Source organism: Acidovorax sp. FG60 (assembly GCF_057808995.1).
In genome coordinates this window covers 100,711-120,390 of sequence record NZ_JBMDJC010000011.1, presented here as the reverse complement: position 1 = coordinate 120,390, position 19,680 = coordinate 100,711, and the positions used below count along the sequence as shown (strand labels likewise).

18 protein-coding genes and 1 tRNA gene are annotated in these 19,680 nt (G+C 64.5%); 10 read left to right on the top strand and 9 right to left on the bottom strand.

What is annotated here, in order from left to right; all coding sequences use genetic code 11:
* Positions 1-205: 205 nt before the first annotated feature.
* Complete coding sequence (locus ACODS0_RS17550) at positions 206-1,402, bottom strand: acyl-CoA dehydrogenase (protein WP_121507204.1); 1,197 nt, start codon at positions 1,400-1,402, stop codon at positions 206-208.
* A gap of 175 nt (positions 1,403-1,577) precedes the next feature.
* Between ACODS0_RS17550 and ACODS0_RS17545 the strand changes: the two genes are divergently transcribed.
* From ACODS0_RS17545 to ACODS0_RS17525, 5 genes are all read left to right on the top strand, one after another.
* Positions 1,578-2,543, top strand: coding sequence for a LysR family transcriptional regulator (locus ACODS0_RS17545; protein WP_488836162.1), 966 nt, complete (start codon positions 1,578-1,580; stop codon positions 2,541-2,543).
* A gap of 80 nt (positions 2,544-2,623) precedes the next feature.
* Positions 2,624-2,839, top strand: coding sequence for a hypothetical protein (locus ACODS0_RS17540; protein ID WP_055401611.1), 216 nt, complete (start codon positions 2,624-2,626; stop codon positions 2,837-2,839).
* Between the two features lie 337 nt (positions 2,840-3,176).
* Positions 3,177-4,055, top strand: coding sequence for a DUF6279 family lipoprotein (locus ACODS0_RS17535; RefSeq protein ID WP_218298494.1), 879 nt, complete (start codon positions 3,177-3,179; stop codon positions 4,053-4,055).
* Positions 4,056-4,220: 165 nt separating this feature from the next.
* Entirely contained in the window at positions 4,221-4,562 is a 342-nt protein-coding gene (locus ACODS0_RS17530) for a DUF1090 family protein (RefSeq protein WP_488836161.1), read from the top strand.
* Between the two features lie 206 nt (positions 4,563-4,768).
* A complete protein-coding gene (locus ACODS0_RS17525; protein ID WP_010459877.1) occupies positions 4,769-4,978 on the top strand; it encodes a hypothetical protein in 210 nt (69 codons plus the stop codon).
* Positions 4,979-5,212: 234 nt separating this feature from the next.
* Here the strand turns inward: ACODS0_RS17525 and ACODS0_RS17520 are convergent.
* Positions 5,213-5,297: transfer RNA gene (locus ACODS0_RS17520), tRNA-Leu, on the bottom strand.
* A 40-nt stretch (positions 5,298-5,337) separates the two neighbouring features.
* Between ACODS0_RS17520 and cysM the strand changes: the two genes are divergently transcribed.
* The 3 genes from cysM (at position 5,338) to ACODS0_RS17505 (ending at position 7,147) form a co-directional block, all read left to right on the top strand.
* Positions 5,338-6,240 (top strand): cysteine synthase CysM, encoded by a 903-nt coding sequence (gene cysM / locus ACODS0_RS17515; protein ID WP_055401636.1) that lies wholly within the window; start codon positions 5,338-5,340, stop codon positions 6,238-6,240.
* A 98-nt stretch (positions 6,241-6,338) separates the two neighbouring features.
* Positions 6,339-6,914 carry an NUDIX domain-containing protein gene (locus tag ACODS0_RS17510; RefSeq protein WP_306553685.1) on the top strand — a complete coding sequence of 192 codons (576 nt, stop codon included), beginning with the start codon at positions 6,339-6,341 and terminating at the stop codon, positions 6,912-6,914.
* Positions 6,915-6,919: 5 nt separating this feature from the next.
* Positions 6,920-7,147 carry a sulfurtransferase TusA family protein gene (locus ACODS0_RS17505; protein WP_010459874.1) on the top strand — a complete coding sequence of 76 codons (228 nt, stop codon included), beginning with the start codon at positions 6,920-6,922 and terminating at the stop codon, positions 7,145-7,147.
* 99 nt (positions 7,148-7,246) lie between these two features.
* Here the strand turns inward: ACODS0_RS17505 and galU are convergent, their stop codons facing one another.
* Complete coding sequence (gene galU, locus ACODS0_RS17500) at positions 7,247-8,134, bottom strand: UTP--glucose-1-phosphate uridylyltransferase GalU (RefSeq protein WP_055401640.1); 888 nt, start codon at positions 8,132-8,134, stop codon at positions 7,247-7,249.
* 97 nt (positions 8,135-8,231) lie between these two features.
* Positions 8,232-11,129 carry a valine--tRNA ligase gene (locus tag ACODS0_RS17495; protein WP_488836160.1) on the bottom strand — a complete coding sequence of 966 codons (2,898 nt, stop codon included), beginning with the start codon at positions 11,127-11,129 and terminating at the stop codon, positions 8,232-8,234.
* A 277-nt stretch (positions 11,130-11,406) separates the two neighbouring features.
* Between ACODS0_RS17495 and ACODS0_RS17490 the strand changes: the two genes are divergently transcribed.
* Entirely contained in the window at positions 11,407-13,272 is a 1,866-nt protein-coding gene (locus ACODS0_RS17490; protein WP_488836159.1) for a M48 family metalloprotease, read from the top strand.
* Positions 13,273-13,425: 153 nt separating this feature from the next.
* On the opposite strand, the gene ACODS0_RS17485 is transcribed toward ACODS0_RS17490, so the two are convergent.
* On the bottom strand, positions 13,426-14,046 hold the full coding sequence (locus ACODS0_RS17485; RefSeq protein WP_055401646.1) for a VOC family protein: 621 nt from the start codon (positions 14,044-14,046) through the stop codon (positions 13,426-13,428).
* Between the two features lie 216 nt (positions 14,047-14,262).
* Here ACODS0_RS17485 and ACODS0_RS17480 point away from each other — a divergent pair, with 216 nt between their 5' ends.
* Positions 14,263-16,014, top strand: coding sequence for an ABC-F family ATP-binding cassette domain-containing protein (locus ACODS0_RS17480; protein ID WP_488836158.1), 1,752 nt, complete (start codon positions 14,263-14,265; stop codon positions 16,012-16,014).
* A 126-nt stretch (positions 16,015-16,140) separates the two neighbouring features.
* On the opposite strand, the gene ACODS0_RS17475 is transcribed toward ACODS0_RS17480, so the two are convergent.
* The 4 genes from ACODS0_RS17475 to ACODS0_RS17460 all read right to left on the bottom strand — a co-directional run bounded on the left by ACODS0_RS17475 (position 16,141) and on the right by ACODS0_RS17460 (position 19,678).
* The gene (locus ACODS0_RS17475) at positions 16,141-16,719 is read right to left on the bottom strand and encodes a YceI family protein (RefSeq protein ID WP_228899928.1); all 579 of its coding nucleotides are present in this window, start codon (positions 16,717-16,719) and stop codon (positions 16,141-16,143) included.
* Between the two features lie 87 nt (positions 16,720-16,806).
* Positions 16,807-17,382 (bottom strand): YceI family protein, encoded by a 576-nt coding sequence (locus ACODS0_RS17470; RefSeq protein WP_488836157.1) that lies wholly within the window; start codon positions 17,380-17,382, stop codon positions 16,807-16,809.
* Between the two features lie 95 nt (positions 17,383-17,477).
* On the bottom strand, positions 17,478-18,062 hold the full coding sequence (locus ACODS0_RS17465) for a cytochrome b (protein WP_228899929.1): 585 nt from the start codon (positions 18,060-18,062) through the stop codon (positions 17,478-17,480).
* A 338-nt stretch (positions 18,063-18,400) separates the two neighbouring features.
* Positions 18,401-19,678 carry a heme biosynthesis protein HemY gene (locus ACODS0_RS17460; protein ID WP_487262225.1) on the bottom strand — a complete coding sequence of 426 codons (1,278 nt, stop codon included), beginning with the start codon at positions 19,676-19,678 and terminating at the stop codon, positions 18,401-18,403.
* Positions 19,679-19,680: the final 2 nt, after the last annotated feature.

Here is a 19,680-nt window from a genome sequence, read left to right as displayed (position 1 = left end):
TTATCCATCAAGCGCTAGAGGCCTAAAACGCTTGAAACATGTGTAGAGGAGCCCCGTTTTAACTCCCTCTCCCCTCGCGGGAGAGGGTGGGGGAGAGGGGGCGAACAGGCACAGCGCACGCCACTACCCCCTCTCCCCCGGCCCCTCTCCCGCGAGGGGAGAGGGGAGTTCTCACCACCGCATTGGATGGAGGGGAGGCCGGGCCTCAGTTGGCAAACGCCGCAATGCCCGTCTGCGCACGGCCCAGAATCAGCGCATGCACATCGTGCGTGCCTTCATATGTGTTCACCACCTCCAGGTTCACCAGGTGGCGGGCCACGCCAAACTCGTCGCTGATGCCGTTGCCGCCCATCATGTCGCGCGCCAGGCGGGCAATGTCCAGCGCCTTGCCGCAGCTGTTGCGCTTGATGATGGAGGTGCCTTCCACGCTGGCCGTGCCCGCGTCCTTCATGCGGCCGAACTGCAGGCAGGCCTGCAGGCCAATCGCAATCTCGGTCTGCATGTCGGCCAGCTTCTTCTGGATGAGCTGGTTGGCGGCCAGGGGGCGGCCAAACTGCTTGCGGTCCAGCGTGTACTGGCGGGCGGTGTGCCAGCAGAACTCGGCCGCACCCAGGGCGCCCCAGGCGATGCCGTAGCGCGCGCTGTTCAGGCAGGTGAAGGGGCCCTTGAGGCCTTGCACTTCAGGGAAGGCGTTTTCTTCGGGCACGAACACATCGTCCATCACGATCTCGCCGGTGATGGAGGCGCGCAGGCCCACCTTGCCGTGGATGGCGGGGGCTGTCAGGCCCTTCATGCCCTTTTCCAGCACGAAGCCGCGGATGGGGCCCACGGCGCCGCCTTCGGACACTTCCTTGGCCCAGACCACGAACACGTCGGCCACGGGGCTGTTGGTGATCCACATCTTGCTGCCCTTGAGCTTGTAGCCGCCGTCGACCTTGTAGGCGCGCGTGGCCATGCTGCCGGGGTCGGAGCCGTGGTCGGGCTCGGTCAGGCCAAAGCAGCCGATCCACTCGCCGGTGGCGAGCTTGGGCAGGTACTTCTGCTTCTGCGCTTCGGTGCCGAATTCATGAATGGGCACCATCACCAGCGACGACTGCACGCTGGCCATCGAGCGGTAGCCCGAATCCACGCGCTCCACTTCGCGGGCGATCAAGCCATAGGCCACGTAGCTCAGGCCGGGGCCGCCGTACTGCTCGGGGATGGTGGGGCCGAGCAGGCCCACTTCGCCCATCTCGCGGAAGATGCTCACGTCCATCTTTTCGTGGCGGAAGGCGTCCAGCACGCGGGGCGCCAGCTTGTCCTGGCAATACGCTGCGGCGGCGTCGCGGATGGCGCGCTCGTCGTCGGTCAGTTGCTGGCTCAGGAGGAAAGGGTCATCCCATTGAAAAGCGGCGTGGGCCATGTGTGTCTCCGGTCGGAAAGAAGGTGAAAGAAACGGGTCTGAAGCGCATCGTAGGCCCTGGTGTGCCAGCCCGCAAGCGAGTTCTTTTCATCCAGATATGCGTTGTTGGAATGTATGGAATACTCGCGTCCATAGGTTGCAAGTGAGATAACCTCGTTAAAAGTTCCTCTTCATCATGCGCCGCAACATCCCATCGACCCAGGCCCTGGCCTGTTTTGAAGTCGCCGCCCGACACGAGAGCTACACCCGCGCCGCGCAGGAGCTGTCGCTCACCCAAAGCGCGGTGTCGCGCCAGATCCAGGCGCTGGAAGAATTTTTGGGCGTGGCGCTGTTTCGCCGCACGCGCCACGGCGTGGTGCTGACGCCTGCGGGCGCCCACTACGGCCGCCAGGTGGCGCGCTGGCTGCAGGGCCTGGAGCGCGATACGCTGGATGTGATGGCCCACCAGGGCGAGGGTGGCACTCTGTCGCTGGCCGCAGTGCCCACCTTTGCCACGCGCTGGCTCATCCCACGCCTGCCGCTGCTGGCGCAGGAGCATCCGGACATCGTGGTGCACATCGACACGCAAACGCGGCCTTTTCTGTTTGCCGACACCACCTTCGATGCCGCCTTGTATGCAGGCACACCCGAGCAGGTTGCCAACTGGCCCGGCGTGCAGGCCCTGCTGCTGATGCACGAAGACGTGGTGCCCGTGTGTTGCCCCCGCCTGCTCGAATCCGCCGCGCCCCGGGGCCGCGGCCGCGCCCACCAGCCGATCGCTGCCGAGGCGCTGGCCGAGCTGCCACTGCTGCAGCAAAGCACACGCCCCTATGGCTGGCGCCAGTGGTTTGATGCGATGGGTGTGGATGTCCCGCATGCGCTGGATGGCCCGCGCTACGAGCTGTTCTCCATGCTGGCCGTGGCCGCCACGCATGGCATGGGCGTGGCGCTGATGCCGCCTTTGTTGATCGAGGCCGAACTGGCCAGCGGCGAGCTGGTGGTGGCCTGCAACCGCCCGCTGCGTGGCGAGCGTGCCTACTACCTCATCAGCCCCGCGCAAGCCCAGCCGCCGGTGTTGGGGGCGTTTGCACGGTGGCTGCAGGGCATGGCAGCGGCGGCAGGCGGAGTGCCGCCGGTCGCCGGGGCAGAAGGCAAGGGATGACGCGCTTGCATCCGCCCAGGGGCTGAACTAATCTGGTGGCGCTGGAGTCTGTCTGCACATACCGATCCGGGAGTGACCCCATGACCACCTACCATGCCCCGCATTTCGACCCCACCGTGGACGAGATCGAGACCCTCAAACAACTCGAAATGGGCCAAGTCATTACGTTGCCCCATGCGCTCAAGGACCACGTGTCTGGCCGCCTGCTCGAATGGGGCTTCATCACCAAAGGCTCCGGCGGCGAACTGGCCATTACGCCCAGCGGTCGGCAACTGATTCGCCGACAGGACAACTAGTGTGGTGTTGCACGCTATCCGGCACCTAAAACCGCGTCTTTTCGATCAGGGCTGCGTTGCAAATCCGCGCGATACCTACGGGTATCGCTGTGGTTTGCGCCTTGCCCTGGCCAAAAAATCCATCGGTTTTCAATGTGCCGTCAAGCATGCAACACCACACTAGCCCCACGGCGCCGCAGAGCGCTACCGATGGCTAGGTCACCGCCGCCTGCTCCCCAGTGCCGGGGCTGTCGCCAATCCTCGCGCAGTTGGCGGGGTATTGCAGCCCGCAAATTTCGCCGTGCAGCATTGGCCCTATCCTGCCGCTCTTGCTTTCCTTTCTTCACGAGGAGCTTCTGTGCGCGCACCGTCCCTGATTCGCAAAGCACTGTGTGCTGCCACCCTGGCGGCATGTGGTCTGCTGTTGCAAGGCTGCAGCACGGTCAAGCTGGCCTACAACCAGGTGCCGCACCTGGCCTACTGGCAGCTGAACAGCTACCTCGGCCTGTCAGAAACCCAGACCGAGCGCGTGCGCGACGAACTGGGCGACCTGCACCAGTGGCACCGTGACACCATGCTGCCCCGGCATGCCGAGCTGCTGCAAAAGGTACAGCAACAACTGCCATCCGCCATATCGCCCGGCCAGGCCTGCCGCACCTACGACGCAGTGCGCACCCAGATCGACAAGGTTATCGCCCAGGCCGAACCCAAACTGGCCTGGCTGGCCGCCCAGCTCACCGACACCCAGATCCGCAACCTGCAAAAGAAGCAGGCCGACAGCAACGCCGACTGGAAGAAGGAATGGGTAGATATCACGCCCGACAAGCTGCGAGAGCAGCGCTTCAAGCAGCTCTTGTCCCGCGCCGAAGGCTTCTATGGCGCCTTGGACGAACCGCAAAAATCCGCACTGCGCACCTTCATCGCCCAGTCGTCGTTTGACCCACAGCGCACCTATGCCGAACGCCTGCGCCGCCAGAAAGACCTGGTGCAGGTGCTGCAGAAAATCGCCGAAGACCGCACCAACACCGACCAGGCCCGGAGCCTGCTGCGCGGCTACCTCGCACGTTTTCAAACATCGCCCGACGCGGCCTACCAGCGTTATGCGCAGGCGCTGGTGGAAGAGGGCTGCGAAGGCTTCTCTAACGTGCACAACGCGATGACGGCTGCGCAGCGGTTGAAAGCAGTGCAGTCGGTAAAGGGGTATGAGCAGGACTTTCTGGTGCTGGCGGCGCAGTGAGCGTGGAAGTTAGAAATACGAACAAGAGATGAACAAAAGGCCGCGTTGCCCCTGAAGCCGCTCAGGGTCGCCTGTGACGCCCGACCATGTCCCGCATGTGGCATCGAGGCCGCCTGCGCCAATTGCTGTCATGCTCAGCCCCCATTCCCTCAGGTACTTACTTGTATGCGTTTCAGCGGCTATTGCACTTTGGTCATCGCGATAACCGTGGCAGGTTTCGCTATCGCTCAGCCTGCGAATCCGGTGGACAACCACACGTCGTGCACTGCAGAAAAGGCGGACGTCGAAAAACGCATGGAAGTCGCGCGATCCAAGGGGCAGATGCTGCTACGTAGGCAACTGGCTGACCAACTGGCGGCGCTGCAATCGAGTTGTCAGCCGCTCGCGGTTGATCCGGGCCACACGGCGAATATTGAAAGGCTGGAGAAGGAAGTCCGAGCGCTCAGGGCAGAGCTTGAAGCTGCCGAGGAGCAGTTGCGCAAGCTGAAAAGCGAAGCAAATCGCTAGGCGGTGAATGGACTGCAGGAGCCGCGCCAGGGGCCGCAGACTCGGCGTCACGCTGCGGGGTGAGAGATTTCCACGCCAGACGGCAGCCGTAAAAATGAACCCGGGGGTGTGGGGCTAGTTGGGCTCTGTGTGCCGGTGACTGTAGCCTCGCAGACCACCCCAAAGTAACGCGCTGAAAATGGCACTTTAGAAAATGGAAAGCCCCTGTGAATCAACCTGTTGCCCATGCCGAGCTGATCGCCACTTTCAAAAGGGCGCAGGCTGACGCCGCCCACAAGCAGGGCCTCATCAAGGCTGTCGGCGCCAAGGGCCCAAAAGCCATTCAGGCGGCTGTTGATACGGCAGCCAAAGCAGCGAAGCGCAGGGATTCGTATGCGGAAAAGCTCGCTGCGCTGGGGGTGGTTCTCAAGGATTGAGCAGGGTACGGCGATGGCATCTGCCAGGACAAGACGATCGGTATCGCAGAGCTACCGGCTGGGGGCCTCGGGAAAATATGAATGTGCCCCTTTTTTGAAAATGTGCCCCCAGATATGCCCCCACCCGTTGCGGATGGGATGGATAGGTCTGGGCGGGTATGGGCAGCTAAGGTGCGGATTTCAAAGGCGCAAGAAAAAAGTCCGTAAGAGCCTGCGCTCTTACGGACTTGTTCGTGGTGCCCGGGGCCGGAATCGAACCGGCACGCCTTGCGGCGGGGGATTTTGAGTCCCCTGCGTCTACCAATTTCACCACCCGGGCTGGAATTCGTGAAGCCCCAAATTATGGCACAGTAGGGCGCATGAAATATCCGACGATTGAAGATGCAGTGGGTAACACCCCTCTGGTCGCTTTGCAGCGCATTGGGGCCAAGGACAACGCGGCGCGCGGCAATGTGGTGCTGGGCAAGCTGGAGGGCAACAACCCGGCCGGGTCAGTCAAGGACAGGCCCGCGCTGTCGATGATCCGCCGGGCCGAGGAGCGTGGCGACATCCGCCCCGGCGACACGCTGATCGAGGCCACGTCGGGCAACACCGGCATTGCGCTGGCGATGGCGGCGGCCATCAAGGGCTACCGCATGGTGCTCGTGATGCCCGAGGATTTGTCCATCGAACGCGCACAGACCATGAAGGCCTTTGGTGCCGAACTTGTGCTCACGCCCAAGAGCGGCGGCATGGAGCACGCACGCGACCTGGCCGAGGCCATGCAAAAGCGCGGCGAGGGCAAGGTGCTCGACCAGTTCGGCAACCCCGACAACCCACGCATCCACTACGAAACCACCGGCCCGGAGATCTGGGAGCAGACGGGCGGGCGCATCACGCACTTTGTGAGCGCCATGGGGACCACGGGCACCATCACCGGCGTGTCGCGTTTCCTCAAAGAGAAGAACCCGGCCATCCAGATCATTGGCGCGCAGCCCGAAGAGGGTTCGCGCATCCCGGGCATCCGCAAGTGGCCGCAAGAGTACCTGCCCAAGATCTATGACCCGAGCACGGTGGACGAGCTGGTCTATGTGAACCAGGACAGCGCCGAAGACATGTGCCGCCGTCTCGCGCGCGAAGAGGGCATCTTTGCAGGCATCTCGGCCGCAGGCGCGTGCTGGGTGGCGCAGCAGATTGCGGCGCGCGACAGCAATGCCACCATCGTGTTCATCGTGTGCGACCGGGGTGACCGGTATCTGTCTACCGGTGTGTTCCCTGCGTGACAGGCGGCCGCCGGCTGCCGGGTTCGAAGGTTTTAATGAAATTGGCTGCTAGCGCTTGATGGATAAGCGCTAGCAGCTATAAAAATAATAGCTATACCATGCACTACGAAGTCCGCCACTGCACCCACTGCGGTACCGCGCTACAGCCCATCACCCTGGCCGAAGACGGAGGCGACAAAGAGCGGCTGCGCTGCCCCGCCTGCGGCTGGACCCACTGGAACAACCCCACGCCCGTGCTGGCAGCGATTGTCGAGATCGACGGCAAGGTGCTGCTGGCGCGCAACGCGGCCTGGCCGGGCAAGATGTTCGCGCTGATCACCGGCTTCATGGAGGCAGGCGAGTCGCCCCAGGAAGGCATTGCGCGCGAGGTGAAGGAGGAAACCAACCTCGACGTGCAGTCCACCACCCTGGTGGGCGCCTATGAGTTCCTGCGCATGAACCAGATCATCATTGCCTACCATGTGGTGGCCACGGGGCAGGTTCAGTTATCGCCCGAGCTGGTGGACTACCGGCTGTACGATCTGGCAGACCTCAAATGCTGGCCGGCGGGCACGGGCTACGCGCTGGCCGACTGGCTGCGCACCAAGGGGCACGAGCCGGTGTTTTTTACCGCTGAAGAAAATGCAGAACGGCGGCGCGGCCTGGACGAACAACCGCCGCCGCCAAAGGATTGACGACCATGGACATTCACAAAGAAATCGACACCCGGGGCCTGAACTGCCCCTTGCCCATCCTCAAGGCCAAGAAGGCGCTGTCCGACATGGCCAGCGGCCAGTTGCTGAAGGTGGTGGCCACCGATGGCGGGTCGCTGCGGGATTTTCAGGCGTTTGCCAAGCAGACGGGCAACGAGCTGGTGGAGCAGCAGACGGTGGGCGAGGAATACATCCACATCCTGCGTCGTCGGTAGATTTAAGAAAAAATAGCTGCCAGCGCTCTATGGATAAGCGCTGGCAGCTATTAATTTGGAAGCGTTTGAGGCGCTTCCAGTGTGAGCCCGGACTGTGGCTTACAGCGCCAAGGTCTTCAGATATTCCCGGAACTGCGCGCCCACCTGCGGGTGTTGCAAAGCCAGCTCCACCGTCGCTTCCAGAAACCCTTCCTTGCTGCCGCAGTCGTAGCGCTTGCCTTCGTACTGGAAGGCGTACACGGCTTCGTGCTGCATCAGGCGGGCGATACCGTCGGTGAGCTGGATCTCGCCGCCCACGCCGCGTGGCTGGTTGCGGATCTCGTCGAACACGCCGGGCGTGAGGATGTAGCGGCCGGCCACGCCCATGCGCGAGGGGGCGACATCGGCCTTGGGCTTTTCCACGATGCGTTCAATGCGGATCAGCGGGCCGCCAGCGGGCTCGCCGGCCACGATGCCGTATTTGTGGACCTGGTCTTCCGGCACTTCCTGCACCGCGATGACCGAGCGGCCTTGCTGGCGGAAGGCGGTGGCCATCTGGGCCAGCACGGGCTGGCCGCCTGGGGGGCCCACCATCAGGTCGTCGGCCAGCAGCACGGCAAAGGGTTCCTTGCCCACCAGCGGCTCGGCGCACAACACGGCGTGGCCCAGGCCCAGCGAGCGGGGCTGGCGCACGAACGCGCAGTCCATGTCGTCGGGCTGGATGGAACGCACCAGCGCCAGCAGTTCCTTCTTGCCGGCGGCTTCGAGTTCGGCCTCCAGCTCATATGCCGTGTCGAAATGGTCTTCGATGGCGCGCTTGCTGCGGCCGGTCACGAAGATCATGTGGCGGATGCCAGCGGCATAAGCCTCTTCCACAGCGTACTGAATCAACGGCTTGTCAACCACGGGCAGCATTTCCTTCGGAGACGCCTTGGTGGCGGGCAGAAAACGGGTGCCCAGGCCAGCGACGGGAAATACGGCTTTGCGAACGGTGGTGGCAACAGTCATGAGACTCCTTGAGTGAAGACAGGGATTCGGGGTGTTGTGGTCGTCGTGGATATGCAAGTGTCAGGCCAGAGCTGCCCGGCCCTTCACTTTTGTTCTGTCAGCCCAGGCGACCCAGCTGGTCGCGCAGGCGGGTCAGCGTGGCGCCGAAGTCAGCGATGCGCTTCTTTTCCTGGTCGATCACGGCCGGTGGGGCCTTGGCCACAAAGGCTTCGTTCGAGAGCTTGTTGTTGGCCTTGGCGACTTCGCCTTCGATGCGGGCGATTTCCTTGGACAAGCGGGCCTTCTCGGCGGCCACGTCAATCTCCATGTACAGCGCCAGCCGAGCTTCGCCCACCACGGCCACAGGCGCTGCCTGCGCGGCAGCGGCCCAGGCGGCCTCGTCGTCAAACACCTTGACCTCGCTGAGCTTGGCCAGGGCCTGCAGCACCGGGCCCACGCCGCGCATGAAGTCGGTGTCGCCTACGGTGTACAGGGGCAAGCGGGTGGACGGGGACACGTTCATTTCGCCACGCAATGCGCGGCAAGCGTCCACCAGGCCCTTCACGCGGCCCATGTGGACAATCGCGGCCTCGTCGATCTTCTCGGGCTGGGCCTGGGGGTAGCGCGCAATGCTGACCGACTCGCCCGGGATGCCTGCCACAGGCGCCACCACCTGCCACAGGGCTTCGGTGATGAACGGGATGATGGGATGCGCCAGGCGCAGGATGGCTTCGAGCGTGCGGATCAGCGTGCGGCGCGTGGCGCGTTGCTGCGCTTCGGTGCCGTTCTGGATCTGCACCTTGGCGATTTCCAGGTACCAGTCGCAGTACTCGTTCCAGACAAAGTCGTAGATCGTGTTGGCCACGTTGTCTAGGCGGTATTCGGCAAAGCCCTTGGCGACTTCGGCCTCGGTCTTCTGCAGCAGCGAGCTGATCCAGCGGTCGGCCTGGCTGAACTGCATGTAGCCGTGGGCGCTGCCGCCGGGTTGGCATTCTTCCTTGGTGTGCTCCTTCAGGCCGCAGTCCTGGCCTTCGCAGTTCATCAGCACAAAGCGGCTGGCGTTCCAGAGCTTGTTGCAGAAGTTGCGGTAGCCCTCGCAGCGCTTGCTGTCAAAGTTGATGCTGCGGCCCAGGCTGGCCAGCGCCGCGAAGGTGAAGCGCAGCGCATCGGCGCCATAAGCCGGAATGCCCTCGGGGAATTCCTTTTGCGTGTTCTTGCGCACGGTGGGCGCGGTCTCGGGCTTGCGCAGGCCGGTGGTGCGCTTGTCCAGCAACGGGTCGAGGGCAATGCCGTCGATCAGGTCCACCGGGTCGAGCACGTTGCCTTCGGACTTGGACATCTTCTTGCCCTGCGCGTCGCGCACCAGGCCGTGGATGTACACGTGCTTGAACGGCACGCGGCCCGTGAAGTGCGTGGTCATCATGATCATCCGGGCGACCCAGAAGAAGATGATGTCGTAGCCCGTGACCAGCACGGTGCTGGGCAGGTAAAGGTTGAAGTCGTCGGTTTTGGCGGTGCCTTGGTTCGGCCAGCCCATGGTGCTGAAGGGCACGAGCGCGGACGAGTACCAGGTGTCCAGCACGTCTTCATCGCGGCGCAGCGTCTTGCCCGGGGCCTTGGCCTGGGCTTCGGCTTCGTCGCGGGCCACGATCACGTTGCCGTCTTCGTCGTACCACGCCGGGATCTGGTGGCCCCACCACAGCTGGCGGCTGATGCACCAGTCCTGGATGTTGTTCATCCACTGGTTGTAGGTGTTCACCCAGTTCTCGGGCACAAAGGTCACTTCACCGCTGGCCACCGCATCGATGGCCTTTTGCGCAATGCTCTTGCCGGTGGCGTCGCCTTCGCCCACCTTGCTCATCGCCACGAACCACTGGTCGGTCAGCATGGGCTCGATCACCTGTCCGGTGCGGGTGCAAATCGGCACCATGAGCTTGTGCTTTTTCACCTCGACCAGCGCGCCGATGGCTTCCAGGTCGGCCACCACGGCCTTGCGGGCCACAAAGCGGTCCATGCCCTGGTACTTGGCGGGCGCGTTCTCGTTGATGGTGGCCTGCAGGGTCAGCACCACGATCATGGGCAGCTTGTGGCGCTGGCCCACGGCGTAGTCGTTCTGGTCGTGCGCAGGGGTCACCTTGACCACGCCCGTGCCGAATTCCTTGTCCACGTACTCGTCGGCAATCACCGGGATCTGGCGGTCACACAGCGGCAGGTTGACCATCTTGCCGATGAGGTGCGTGTAGCGTGCATCCTCGGGGTGCACCATCAGCGCCACGTCGCCCAGCATGGTTTCAGGCCGCGTGGTGGCCACCGTCAGGCTGCCCGATCCATCGGCCAGCGGGTAGGCGATGTGCCACAGCGAGCCGTCTTTTTCTTCGCTCTCGACTTCCAGGTCGGACACGGCGGACTGCAGCTTCGGGTCCCAGTTCACCAGGCGCTTGCCACGGTAGATCAGGCCCTGCTCATACAGCTTCACGAAGGTGTCGGTCACCACGGCGCTCAGCTTGTCGTCCATGGTGAAGTATTCGCGGCCCCAGTCCACGCTGTCGCCCATGCGGCGCATCTGCGTGGTGATGGTGTTGCCAGACTTTTCCTTCCACTCCCACACCTTGCTCACAAAGTTCTTGCGCGCCTCGGGCGGGGTAGGGCCCATGTCGTAGCGGCTGATGCCTTGCTCCTGCAGCTGGCGTTCCACGACGATCTGCGTGGCGATGCCGGCGTGGTCAGTGCCCGGCACCCACACGGTGTTGAAGCCACGCATGCGGTGGTAGCGCGTGAGGCTGTCCATGATCGTCTGGTTGAACGCATGGCCCATGTGCAGTGTGCCCGTCACGTTGGGCGGGGGCAGCTGGATGGAAAAGGCGGGCTCGCCCGCCTGGGGCTGGCCCGTGCCACGGTGGCCTGCGGTGCCATACCCGCGCTTTTCCCATTCGGGGCCCCAGTGGGCTTCCAGCGCGGCGGGTTCAAAGGACTTGGACAGGCTGTCGAGGCCGGGTTGTGCTTGGGGCGTGCTCATGGGGTTTGGCAGAAGGAAGAGGCAGGCACAGGGCGTGCCTCAACGGTCAAGAGGGTGGACCGGGCATTTTACGGGAGCGCCAGCCGGTCTTCCCCTGCGCTCGCATCCCACCGGCATTCCGTCTGTCGGGCATTTCTCGCCAATTGTTACCTTGTCGCTCGACCTGCCCGCCGTGGCGTCTTGATAATCCCGCCCGGTGGAGCGAGAGGGCCCCTGGAGAGGGGGCGGGCTCCACGCATTGCCCGGGTCAAAAACATACAACCAATCGGTCCCATCCATGCATCTTCCATCCGCACTCCGCGCGGGCCTTGCCAAGGTCTTTGTCTACGCGCTGCTGGCGCTTTTTCTCATCCCGGCGTTGACCTATGGGTTCACCGTCTACGCGCAGCGCGACCAGGACGCGAACTTTGTGGCCGGCATCAGCCAGCGCATCGACGCTGAAAAGGGCATGCCGCCCGCCGAAAAGCAGGCGCGCAAGGATTACTACCGCAGCAATCCGCCGTCCACCATTTGCAGCAGCACCGACCCCGACGCGCAGGACTACCGCGAAGCCCTGTGTGAGCGCTATTCCGACGTGTGGCAGTTCCACATGGCGCGAGCAGTGTCGTTCTGGACCCTGGTGGCCAGCGGCGTGCTGCTGGTGGCCGTGCTGGGCCTGGGCGCGCTGGCCTTTGCCGACCGCACGCTGCAGTACACCAGCTTTGTCGCGGGCTGGCGCCTGACCACCTGGGCCAGTGCCGCCGCGCTGGTGGTGCAGGGGGCGATGGCGGTGTGGCTGTCGTTCTGGGTCACGGCGTTCTTCTTTCACAAGTATTCGCCCAAGCTCATCATCGTCGTGGGGCTGGCCGTGGCGGTGGGTGTGTTTGTGGCGGTGGCGGGCATCTTCAAGCGCGTGCAGTCTGACAACCATGCCGTGGGCGAGCTGGTGTCCGAAGACGATGCGCCCCTGCTGTGGAAGCGCATCCGCCACATGGCCCAGCGCCTGAAGACCGAGCCTCCGAAGAACATCGTGGCGGGCATCGATGCCAACTTTTTCGTGACCGAGGCACCGCTCACGGTGGGCAACCACACGCTCACGGGCCGCACGCTGTTTGTCAGCCTGCCGCTGCTGCGCATCCTCGACCAGGCCGAGGCCGACGCCGTGTTCGGCCACGAGCTGGCCCACCTGCGCGGCGGCGACACCCAGAGCAGCGCCCGGCTGGGCCCGAAGCTGGTGCAGTTTGACCACTACCGCCATGCGATCCGCAGCGGTGGGCTCTCGGCCGTGGTGTCGCCAGTGCTGGACCTGTACCGCACCATCTTCGAAATTGCCCTGGCGCGCGACAGCCGCGAGCGCGAGTTCAAGGCCGACCGCATCGCTGCCAAGCTCATCTCGCCAGCGGCCATTGCGCAGTCGCTGGTCAAGATCGCGGCCTACGCGCAATACCGTTTCAAGATCGAGGACGAGCTGTTTGGCCGCAATGAGCGGCACGACACCACCACGCTGGGCATCGCCCGCTTTGTGGCCCAGGGGCTGGCGCCCTATGCGGCCTCCGACGATTTTCTGGATGCGATGAAGACGGCCAACGTGCCCCACCCCTTTGACTCGCACCCCGCCATGCCCGAGCGCCTGCGCAACGTGGGCATGGCACTGAAAGAGCGGGACTACGGTGCCATCGCCGTGCGCGCGCCCGCTGCCACCTGGGTGCAGGAGATATTGACGGCGGACGCGATCGAGCAGCGCCTGTGGAGTGACTACGAACAGCAGTTTGCGCAAGACCATGAACGAAGCCTGGCCTACCGCTACGAGCCCGCCACCGACGAAGAGCGCGCGCTGGTGCTGCGCTACTTTCCACCTGTGGTGTTTGCGCTCAAGGGGGAGAACACGGTGGAGGTCAGCATCGACGGCATCCGCACCTCGGCCGACGAGACCACGGTGTTCTGGGACGCCATCAAGGCGCTGGAATTCAAGGAAAGCAGCTTCGGCAATGCACTGGTCGTAACGCACCCCGAAAAGAACGCCCTGGGCCTGGGCGCCAAGACCAGCAAGATCAAGCTGTCCGGCCTCACCAAGGAAAAGGACCAGTTCAACGCCGTGTTGGGGGCCTACTGGCAGCGCCACCAGATCATGCGGGCGCAGCAGCAACAGCCTCAGGAAGGCTGATTGCGACCGGCGGAGTGGTTGGTGGAGCTTTGCTACCAAATAAATAGCTGTTAGCGCTTGTTGGTAAAGCGCTGGAGGCTATTTTTACCTGTATTTTTATCGCTGACGCCACGTTGCACGTTGGGTGTGCAACGTGGCGGCGCCAAAGGCTTGTCAGCCTTTGACGAACTCTGGCCGGTCGTTCTGCTGCGGCTTGAGCGGTTCCACCGCCTTGCCTTCAGCGCGCTCCTTGCGCCACTGCTCCTTGCGCGCCGTCCACTCGTTCAGGCGGGCGTGGGCCACGGTGCTGTCCTTGGCCATCTGTTCTTCGTCGGCCAGCTGGGCCGACAGCTCCAGACGGATACCGTTCGGGTCAAAGAAATAGATGCTGTGAAAGATGTGGTGGTCCGTTACGCCCAGCACCTCGATGCCGTGGGCCTCCAGGCGCTTCTTGGTGTTCTCCAGCTCCTGCACCGTGTCCACGCGAAAAGCAATGTGGTTGACCCACAGCGGCGTGTTCGGCGAGGGCTCTGCCTTCACGTCGTCGCCCAGGTCGAAGAAGGCGATGAAAGAACCGTCCTTGAGGCGAAAGAAGAAGTGCGTGTAGGGGCAGTATTCGCCCGTGCTCGGCACGTAGTCGCTCTGGATGATGTGGTACAGCGGCAGGCCCAGGATGTCCTCATAGAACTGGCGCGTTTCTTCAGCGTCACGCGCCTTGTAGGCGTAGTGGTGCAGTTGCTGGATGGGCGCGGGCGGGGGCAGGGTGGCCAGATCAGGTTTCAGGATGGCGTTCATGCAGAGTCTCCTCAAATCGGTTTTGCGATTCTACTATTCGTAATTGATTTACGTTAAGTTAATTTTTTGAGGGCCGGGATTGCGGTACATTCCGCAGTCGTCCTTCTTTGCCCCTGAGGTATTCGTCCGATGCGCCTGTAAGCCCCTCAAGCCTTTCCTTCCTGCTTGCCCATTGCCGGGCCAGGCGGTTGTATGTCTTGTCTGGAGTGCTTTTGCATGGCGACACCTTCAATGCCGGGCGATTCCGCCCATCGCAGCCGCAGCGCTGCCGCAGCCTCGACGGCTGCCTTCCCTCCTCGGCCCTCTAATGCCGCGCCCCGCAGTGCGGCTTCGTCTGCGGGTCCCGTTGTCCTTCAGTTCCACGACGTCACATTCAGCTTGCCTGACGGGCAGGCACTGTGGGCACGCCCGCTGAATGTGGCCCTGGGCCAAGGCGTGACCGGCTTGGTGGGCGCCAACGGCGTTGGCAAAAGCGTTTTCTTGCAGCTTGCGCAGCGCATGCTGCAGCCTGCAAGCGGTGTGGTGGCGGGCTGCCCTTCCGTGCACGCGGTGGCGCAGGAGGTCGGTGCAGCACCTTCGGCCACCGTCGCCGATATTGCGGGCCTGGGCCCGGTTCTGGGTGCACTCGACCGACTGGAAGCGGGCAGGGGCTCGCCCGATGATCTGCTTTTGGCCGACGGGCGGTGGGACCTGCCCTCGCAATGGCAGCAGGCGCTGCACGCGCTGGGGTTGGGCCACCTGCCGCCGGAACACGCGGCGCAGCAACTTAGTGGCGGCGAGCGCATGCGCATGGCGCTGGCAGGGGCATTTCTGTCGGGCGCCGATCTGCTGGTGCTGGATGAGCCCACCAACCACCTGGACCGTCCGGGTCGGCGCTGGTTGATGGAGTCGCTGGCGCAGTGGCGCGGTGGCGTGCTGGTGGCCAGCCACGACCGCGAATTGCTAGGCATGGCGAACAACATGGTTGCGTTGTCTGCAGCGGGGCTGCAGCGCTACGGCGGAAACTGGTCCGTGTACCAGGCACAGCGCCAGGCCGAGGCTGCTGCTGCCCAGGCCGCGCTGGACCATGCGCGCACCGAGCGCGAGCGGGGCATGCGGGCGCTGCAGCGCGAGCACGATGCCCAGCAGAGCCGCGCCGCGCGGGGGCGCGAGGCCGGCCGCACTGCCAACCAGGCATCCGTCCTGCTGGACCGCAAGAAGAACAACGCCCAGGCCCACGCGGGTCGCGAGCACGAGCGGCAGCAGCAGGAGCGCCTGCGGCTGAACGATGCGGTGCGCGAGGCCGCTCAGCGTGTTCCTGCGGGGGGCGATACGGCGCTGGTGCTGCCCCAAAGCGCCGTGCCTGCGGGCAAGCAGGTGCTGGCGTTCGAGCAGGTGCATGTGCCGCATGCGCCGCCCGGCTTTCCTCCGCTCCATGGAGTCTGGAACGGGCCCATCCGCATCGCCATCACCGGGCCCAACGGCTGCGGCAAAAGCAGCCTGCTGCGCACCATTGCCAACCCTGCGTTGGCCACTGCGGGGCGGGTGTTGCGGGGTGTGCGGGCCGCCTGGCTGGACCAGCACAACGCCGACCTGCTTCCACCCCAGCACGGTGTGTTGGCGCGCCTGCAGGCGCTCGGTACGCCCCTGTCCGAAGCGGCGCTGCGCACGCACCTGGCCCAGATGGGCTTGGGCGCGGACAAAGTGCAGCGGCCTGCGGGCGTGCTCAGCGGTGGAGAGCGCATCAAGGCTGCCCTGGCCTGCGCCCTGTGGTCGGGCGAGCCCGCGCAAATGCTGCTGCTCGATGAGCCCACCAACCATCTCGATGTGGATGCCATCGAAGCGCTGCAGTCCGCCTTGCAAGCCTTCACGGGCGCGCTGGCCGTGGTGTCGCACGACGTCACCTTCCTGCGTGCGCTCGGGCCTGATGTGGTGTGGGCCTGGCAGCCCCAAGGCTGGAACCTGGATGCCACGCTGGACGCTGCGTGACACGCCCGGCGAAGTGCGCGTGCATGAAAAAGCCACCCGCTGCGTGAACGCAGGGGTGGCCTGTGGGTTTGGCGCGCAGCAGCCGCCCTTCCGGGGCGAGCAGCCCGCGCGCCTGCCGATGGTGGATTACTGCTTCACAGCTTCAATCTGCACCACCAGGCGCACGTTCTTGGGGAAGCCCCATTCCACGCCGTAGTTCATGCCCCACTGGGTGCGGTCGATGGTGGTTTCAAAGTCGCCACCGCACACTTCGCGCTTGAGCATGGGGCTGTCGTAGCAGTTGAACTGCGTGGCCTTGAGGGTGACGGGCGCGGTCTTGCCCAGCAGCGTGAGCTGGCCGGTCACTTCGCTGACCTTGTCGCCGTTGAAGCTGAACTTGTCGGACACGAACTTGATCGTGGGGTGCTTGGCGGCGTCAAACAGATCGGCGCTTTGCAGGTGCTTGTCAAAGGGAGGCGTGCCGGTATTCACCGAGGTGGTGTCGATGGTGATGTCCACCTTGCCGGTCTTGGCGGCGCGGTCAAATTCCACAGTGCCTTGCTTCTTGTCGAAACGGCCACGGTTGGTGGTGGCGCCAAAGTGGCTGATCTCGAACGTCACGAAGGTGTGCGTGGGGTCGATGGCGTAGTTGGCGGCCTGGGCAGCGCCAGCGGTCATGGCAGTGGCAGCGGCCACGGCGAGCAGGGAGAAGAGGGACTTGCGCATGAAAAAGACTCCTTGAAAAGAGGAACTACGAAACGAACCAGGGGAAAAACGGAGGATGAAAGAGGCGTAGCTGGAGCCAGAAGCTGGTCAAAGCTTGCCGACGCCAGTCAGTGCGAGCTTGAACTTCACGGTCACGTCGTCGGCCACCATCGAGGTGTCGGCCCACTCGTTCTCGCCGATCTTGAAAGCCAGCCGCTTAATGGACAGCGTGCCGGTGGCCGTGGTGGTGGGGCCGCTCTGGGTCAACGTCACCGGCACTACCACGTTCTGCGCGGTGCCCTTGATGGTGAGCTTGCCCGCCACCTCAAACTTGCCGCCGCCCAGCGCCTTGATGGCCGTGGATTCGAACTGCGCCTGCGGGAACTTGGGCACGTTGAACCAGGTGGGCTTGGGCAGCTCGGCGTCGGTCTCGCGCGAGCCCAGCGTAGCGCTGCCGGTGTCTACGGTGAAGGCGATCTTGCTGGTGGCCAGCTTGGCGGGGTCAAACGCCACCTGGGCGTTGAACTTCTTGAAATGGCCATCCAGCGGCACGCCCATCTGGCGCGCGGTGAACTGCACCTCGCTCTGGGCGGGGACCAGTTGCTGCTGGGCCAGTGCGGCCTGCGCGCTCAAGGCTACGGCGGCCACCAGGAGGGTGCGAGACAGTTGGGAAGACAGGTTCATGCAAAAAACTCCGTTCAAAAGACAGAAAGTGAAAACCAGATCCATGATCTGGAGGGCGGTGCGTTGCCCCGCCCTGCACGCGACTCAGGGGTGTTTCATCTGCCCGGCAGCATGCGGGCGATGAGCCCATCGCGGTCCACGATCTGGTGCTTGAGCGCGCCTGCGATGTGCAGCAGCACCAGGCCCGCCATCGCAAAGGCGGTGTACTGGTGCCAGGGTTTGATCGCCTCGGCCAGCTCCTTGCTCACGGGCACGAAGTCGGGCAACTGCCACAGGCCCAGAAACACGATGGGAAAGCCTGCTGCCGAGCTGTAGGCCCAGCCAATCAACGGCACGGCGAAAAACAGCGTGTACAGCAGCCCGTGCGTGGCGTGGTGCGCCAGCTTTTGCCAGCCCGGCATGGCGTTTTCGATGGCTGGCGGCAGAGCGGGAGGGCGGTGCGTGGCGCGCCACAGCAGGCGCAGCACCGAGAGCACGAGGATGGTGACCCCCGCCCACTTGTGCCAGTTGTAGAGCTTGAGCCGCTGCGGCGAGAACGGCAGCCCGGTCATGTAAATACCCACGCCAAACAGCCCGATCAGTGCCAGGCCCAGCACCCAGTGCAAAAGCATGGCGGTGCGCGTATAGCGGCGGGGCGGGGCGTCTGCAGCGGTGCGGGTGGCGGTGGCTGAAGCAGTCATGAAGAGAGGAAACGTGGGGCTGTTGGACGGAGCGCCGGGCGGGGTCGCCAGCCCGTTCGGGGCTGACATCCGTCAAGCGATGGGGCAGTGTAGGAAGCCGTTGCCGCATTCGGCTTCAGGCAGATTGATGCTTCAATTCAAAAAAAATGAATTGATAAGGCCTGAGCGCTCAAAGTTCCCCAATGCTGTGCACGTTGCACCAGCGTGTATCCGATGGGGTGTGAGGGCGGCGGATTCACCAGGGATGCCCTGGTTCGGTGCGGCCCAGAGCGCTGCGGCCCGGGCTTTTTTACGCAAAGGGCTGCGCCTGGAAGGCGCAGCCTTGCAAAGAAGGCCGTTTACCGGCCGAGCGCGGCCTTCTTCCAGGCCTCGGCGGCGGCGCCGTCGTCGCCACGTTTTTCTGCCAGCTCGGCCAAGTGGCGCCAGGCGCTGGCCCGCAGGCTGCTGTCGCCCAGCTGCTGCGCCGCCTGTGTGAGCAACTGCTGGGCCTTGCCCCACAGCTGGCGCTTGAGGCAGGCCATGCCCGCCAGGTACTGCAGGCGGGCGTCGCGGGGATTTCCCTGGTAGGCCGATTCGATGCGCGCCAGCCAGGGGGCGTCGAGGTCGTCCAGCCCGGCTTCGAGTGCGCGCACCAGCTTCAGCGCGTGGTGTTCGGCCAGCGCATCGGGCAGGTCCACCATGCGGTCCCACACGGGCAGCAGCCAGGCGCGTACCTGCGTCGCGTCGCCGCCCAGGGCTGCCAGCCGCTGTGCGGCGTGGATGGCCAGCTCGGGCATGCTGCGCTCGGACGATTCCAGCGACATCCAGGTCTGCTGCAGCTGCGCGGTGTCGTGTGCGCTGTTGATGAGTTCAATGGCCAGGCCCCGCACGATGCTCTGGGCCGCAGCGGGCGAGAAGGCGCGGTGCTTGCCCAGCAGGCGTGCGGTGTCCAGCGCCTCCTGCGTCTGGCGTGCCAGGCGTGTGGCTTTGAGCTTGATGCGCAGCGACAGTGTGCGGCGTGCGGCACCTTGCGGCAGGGCCGCCAGGCGGTCGAGCGCAGCGTTGGCATCGCGGTCGTCCAGCGACCAGCGGGCGGCACGCATCTGGGCGCCCTCGCGCATTTCCTGCTCGTTCACGGTGCCGCGCAGCGGGGCCTCTTGCAGGGCGTCCTGCAGATGGCTTTCGCGCGTGGCGCTGTCTTGCAGCGCGTGCGAGGCCTCGGCCGCAATCATGTGGGCCAGGGCGCGCAACTGGCGGCCGTGGGGCACGGCCTCGCCAGCTGTGGCCAGCGCGTTTTCTTGCGACAGCGCAGCCACCGCGGCCTTGCGCGAGCGGATGAAGCGCCCGCCCAGCATGTGCGTCAGGGCGTCCAGCAAGGCCGCGTGCATGGCGCGCTCCTTTTGCTGCACGCGCCAGCGCCGGGCCTGGTGGGGCAACTCCAGCAGCGCCGCCAGGGCGCGCAGCGCGGCGTACACGGTGACAAACCCGCCCACCAGCAACAGCACGACCAGGTTCAGCGACAGGTCGATGCGGTACGGCGGCCAGTACAGGGTGACGGTGCCCTGGTTGTTGCCCGCAAACAGCGCGGCGGCCACCGCCACGCCAAACAACGCCAAAAGCCAGAGTGCTGCACGCATGC

What these genes read in the sequence shown, in the direction of transcription:
- ACODS0_RS17550 (WP_121507204.1), bottom strand. Translation starts at nt 1,402, where the DNA reads ATGGCCCACGCCGCTTTTCAATGGGATGACCCTTTCCTCCTGAGCCAG.
- ACODS0_RS17545 (WP_488836162.1), top strand. Translation starts at nt 1,578, where the DNA reads ATGCGCCGCAACATCCCATCGACCCAGGCCCTGGCCTGTTTTGAAGTC.
- ACODS0_RS17540 (WP_055401611.1), top strand. Translation starts at nt 2,624, where the DNA reads ATGACCACCTACCATGCCCCGCATTTCGACCCCACCGTGGACGAGATC.
- ACODS0_RS17530 (WP_488836161.1), top strand. Translation starts at nt 4,221, where the DNA reads ATGCGTTTCAGCGGCTATTGCACTTTGGTCATCGCGATAACCGTGGCA.
- cysM (WP_055401636.1), top strand. Translation starts at nt 5,338, where the DNA reads ATGAAATATCCGACGATTGAAGATGCAGTGGGTAACACCCCTCTGGTC.
- ACODS0_RS17510 (WP_306553685.1), top strand. Translation starts at nt 6,339, where the DNA reads ATGCACTACGAAGTCCGCCACTGCACCCACTGCGGTACCGCGCTACAG.
- ACODS0_RS17505 (WP_010459874.1), top strand. Translation starts at nt 6,920, where the DNA reads ATGGACATTCACAAAGAAATCGACACCCGGGGCCTGAACTGCCCCTTG.
- galU (WP_055401640.1), bottom strand. Translation starts at nt 8,134, where the DNA reads ATGACTGTTGCCACCACCGTTCGCAAAGCCGTATTTCCCGTCGCTGGC.
- ACODS0_RS17495 (WP_488836160.1), bottom strand. Translation starts at nt 11,129, where the DNA reads ATGAGCACGCCCCAAGCACAACCCGGCCTCGACAGCCTGTCCAAGTCC.
- ACODS0_RS17490 (WP_488836159.1), top strand. Translation starts at nt 11,407, where the DNA reads ATGCATCTTCCATCCGCACTCCGCGCGGGCCTTGCCAAGGTCTTTGTC.
- ACODS0_RS17485 (WP_055401646.1), bottom strand. Translation starts at nt 14,046, where the DNA reads ATGAACGCCATCCTGAAACCTGATCTGGCCACCCTGCCCCCGCCCGCG.
- ACODS0_RS17480 (WP_488836158.1), top strand. Translation starts at nt 14,263, where the DNA reads ATGGCGACACCTTCAATGCCGGGCGATTCCGCCCATCGCAGCCGCAGC.
- ACODS0_RS17475 (WP_228899928.1), bottom strand. Translation starts at nt 16,719, where the DNA reads ATGCGCAAGTCCCTCTTCTCCCTGCTCGCCGTGGCCGCTGCCACTGCC.
- ACODS0_RS17470 (WP_488836157.1), bottom strand. Translation starts at nt 17,382, where the DNA reads ATGAACCTGTCTTCCCAACTGTCTCGCACCCTCCTGGTGGCCGCCGTA.
- ACODS0_RS17465 (WP_228899929.1), bottom strand. Translation starts at nt 18,062, where the DNA reads ATGACTGCTTCAGCCACCGCCACCCGCACCGCTGCAGACGCCCCGCCC.
- ACODS0_RS17460 (WP_487262225.1), bottom strand. Translation starts at nt 19,678, where the DNA reads ATGCGTGCAGCACTCTGGCTTTTGGCGTTGTTTGGCGTGGCGGTGGCC.